Source organism: Alkalibacterium sp. m-11 (genome assembly GCF_054658155.1).
On record NZ_BAAGIR010000172.1, the window covers coordinates 1 to 3,453 of the forward strand.

The window sequence follows — 3,453 nt, forward strand, 5'->3', positions numbered from 1 at the left end:
TCCTTTGAATGTTGTTATGGTGACTACATTTTACCAAAGAGAGGTGTCTTTTTGTGTGTTTTTTGATAATTATTTATAAGAAGTTTCAATAACCGCAAGGGTTAAACCTGGATATTCAACTGCAAAAATTGAGTTAAGAAGTTAACAGGATTATTGTAGATACTTCTTAAGATATCGTCGATTTACTGATTATACCGCTCGAATTTTTCGTTTGGAGTCCACGTCTTCTAAATCAATAGTCGTTTTTCTTATTAATGTTTCAATAGTATCCATTATTCGTTCCTCCTTTGGAATAACTACGTTATGTAAAGTTAAAAACATAATAAGCTTATAAAACTAACAAGTGATGAAGAGCTCTTTAACCGACTGATTTACTATGGTATAGTTCACCTTAATAGGAAAGAGAATGAGTTTGGCTGATGATTATCGTATACCTCATGGATCTGTGGGAATGTCGCAAGCAGTTTATAGGGATTGCAAAGCCTAGAAGAGAATACTTCATTGACGATATGATTCCTGAGTGGATTTGATGTTATAAATATTCGTATAAAGAAAAAATGTACGAACGAATATGGCAATTGTAATATAACAAATTAAACTTAAAATGTAATAGTAAATATGTTGGATTTGAAATCAAAAAGTTAAATTAACCTAATGTAACAAATCTAGATTGCAATATAACGGAATTAGTGTTATATTTTAAGTAAATAATGTTACATTAGGAGGTAATCTAATTGGTCATGACAGCAGAGCTTTACTTGAAAGAAAATATAGATGAGCAGATTACCATAAAACCGTGGCTTAAAAAGAATAATTTTCCGATTTTTTTAAGGGATAACTACAACTTTTATGAGGTGACGATACTTGGAACACGGTGTATTTTAATTGAAGCGGTTGACGAGATGCCAAATGTTGATCATCTTCAAAAACATATAAAGCAAATTAAAAACCTGACAGATCGTCAAATTGTTCTATTTTACAAAGATATTACAAGGTATAGAAGAAAAAGTCTGATTGAAAACAGGATTGCCTTTGTGATTGAAGATGGGCAGATGTATTTGCCATTCTTGGGGCTTGACTTGAAAAAAGTCCAAGAACACGTTGAAAAAGAAGTGAAGGGATTCACAACACCCGCGCAGATTGCGTATTTGTACTTCTTGTATAATAAAGAGGAAGTCGTTAATACGACTGATTTTGCTAAAAAGCTGGGCTTTAATATAATGACAGCTTCCAGAGCATTAAATAATCTATACCATGCGAATCTCATCACCTATGAAATTGGAGGAATGACTGGCCGCAGCAAGGAGTATAAGAGGATTACAGATCCGGACTACTTTCTCAGGGGTCGCGAGTATCTAAAGACTCCAGTGAGGAAAATCATCTACACAAAGGCAAGGCCTTTAGGTGCTTTGACTGCTGGACTGGGTGCACTTGCAGAATTATCCATGATCAATCCACCTGGTCATCCGGTTATGGCAATAGATATAAATAAGCTAAATAAAGAAAAGATTGAAGTTGTTAAAAATAAGGACCTTATAAAAGATACAAAACTGGTGGAGTTAGAGCTTTGGGACTATGATCCTGGACTGTTTTCTAATAATCGACATGTGGATTTACTATCTTTGTATGCTTCTTTGAAGGAAGAAACAGATGAAAGGGTTGAACAAGCATTAGAAGAAGTCTTAAGGGGTGAGCCATGGTACACGGACTAGATAAATTTAAAGAGTATTTTGTAAATCACACAAGTCAATATGTCTTTATTGGAGGAACAGCTTGCGATATTCTTATGGATGAACTTGGAGCCTCATTTCGAGCAACCAAGGATCTTGATATGGTGCTCATCATTGAAGCCCTCGATTCCTCTTTTGGAGAAACCTTCTGGCAATTCATAGAAGATGGGGGTTATGAGCATCGTGAGAAGGGAACTGGGGAGAATCAATTTTACCGTTTTACAGATCCGAAAGATACAAGCTTTCCCAAAATGATTGAGCTCTTCAGTAAGCTCCCTAATGAATTTGAACTTAGCTTCGATAGGGGACTGACTCCCATTCATATAGATGAAAGCATTGTCAGTCTCTCTGCTATATTATTAAATGATGACTATTACAATCTATTAGTAAAAGGTAGACGGATGGTGGACGGCTTTTCACTTATTGAATTGGAAACAGTTATCCTGTTTAAGATTAAAGCATGGCTGGATTTGAAAGAACGAAAAGAAGCAGGAGAAGATGTCGATACGAAAAATATAAAGAAACATAAGAATGACGTCTTTAGGCTTCTTGCCAATGTATCACCTGCAAGCAGGGTTGGATCCTCACGGGATATTCAAAATGATGTTATTCAATTCATTGAACAAATTAAGGAAGATAAACCTGATTTGAAGAACTTAGGCATTAGAGGGACAAGTCTTGATGAAATGCTAGAGATTCTAGGGCACATTTTCTTAGGAAAAGCAGAAGCATAAATAAAACACAAATAGTAATCAGAAGACACTTTAAATGAGGTGTCTTTTTTCATGCCCAAAAGGAGGTGAAATTCTATGGCATATAATTTTGGACTTAAGATTGGCATCGAGGTTGTGACTGCTACATATAGTTTAACAGTCACATGGTAAAGTGGTATTGATTGAATCAGCTGTTTGTATTGAAGGATCTGGAATTATGGTTAAATTATTGATGAAAATTTATCCCGGAAGATTATGATAATCATTGTAGAGAAAAGGAACGATGAATAATGAGTCTAACTCCATTGTTTAATTCATTTTGAAAGGCTATCTAACATATTAAATAGACGTTACAAACGGGTTGACTAAATTTGATAAGCGGGTTATTTTAGAAGCAATGGAGCGGACTAATTCCAAAGGGAAATCTTTTTGCTTACTCATTATGAATGACTCATAATTGAGGGAATATTTGGAAGGGGAGCAGATGGTTTATGAGTAAAACAGTCTATTTTTTACAGGGATTAGCACATGATACGGATAATTGGGACGAAGTGATTCACTATTTGCCTGATTCATATCGGACGATAACAATCGATGCTTTAAGTATTGGATTTGAAGGCGATTCTTTTTCATTTGAAAGGGCTGCTCGAGAGTTAAATGAGCGGATCGAGTCCCAGACCCCTTCACTTATTTGCGGATTATCCTATGGCTCCGTTATCGCAACGCATCATGCTGTTTTATTTCCAGAGCAGAAGCACACGTATCTACTGGTAGCCGGCCAAATTCATCCTCCAAAAATTGTAACAAAACCAATGCGTTTCTTTCATCCGGTTGTTTGGAAGGTGATTGAGTGGTATGCAGGAAAAAATGTGAACTACCCACAACTTAAATCCTCCGGATTTTGAAGTGGGGGCTTCCTACGAACTCCATTCTTGTCTGCACAGGTTTCATGCAGACAGAGGAATCGGATATGGGTAGGCTCAAAAGGCAGTCCCTGCCTCATAGGTTTT

The 3,453-nt window shown here is 36.2% G+C and carries 3 protein-coding genes; all 3 read left to right on the forward strand.

From position 1 onward, the window contains the following. The first annotated feature begins 734 nt into the window (after positions 1–734). The 3 genes from ACYQ2O_RS11160 to ACYQ2O_RS11170 all read left to right on the forward strand — a co-directional run bounded on the left by ACYQ2O_RS11160 (position 735) and on the right by ACYQ2O_RS11170 (position 3,348). Positions 735–1,712, forward strand: a complete 978-nt coding sequence (locus ACYQ2O_RS11160) for a MarR family transcriptional regulator (RefSeq protein ID WP_346024631.1) — start codon at positions 735–737, stop codon at positions 1,710–1,712. Beyond that, a complete protein-coding gene (locus tag ACYQ2O_RS11165; protein ID WP_346024630.1) occupies positions 1,697–2,464 on the forward strand; it encodes a hypothetical protein in 768 nt (255 codons plus the stop codon). The genes ACYQ2O_RS11160 and ACYQ2O_RS11165 overlap by 16 nt, the downstream gene beginning before the upstream one ends. Before the next feature lie 470 nt (positions 2,465–2,934). Then, positions 2,935–3,348, forward strand: a complete 414-nt coding sequence (locus ACYQ2O_RS11170; protein ID WP_346024629.1) for an alpha/beta fold hydrolase — start codon at positions 2,935–2,937, stop codon at positions 3,346–3,348. Positions 3,349–3,453 lie beyond the last annotated feature (105 nt).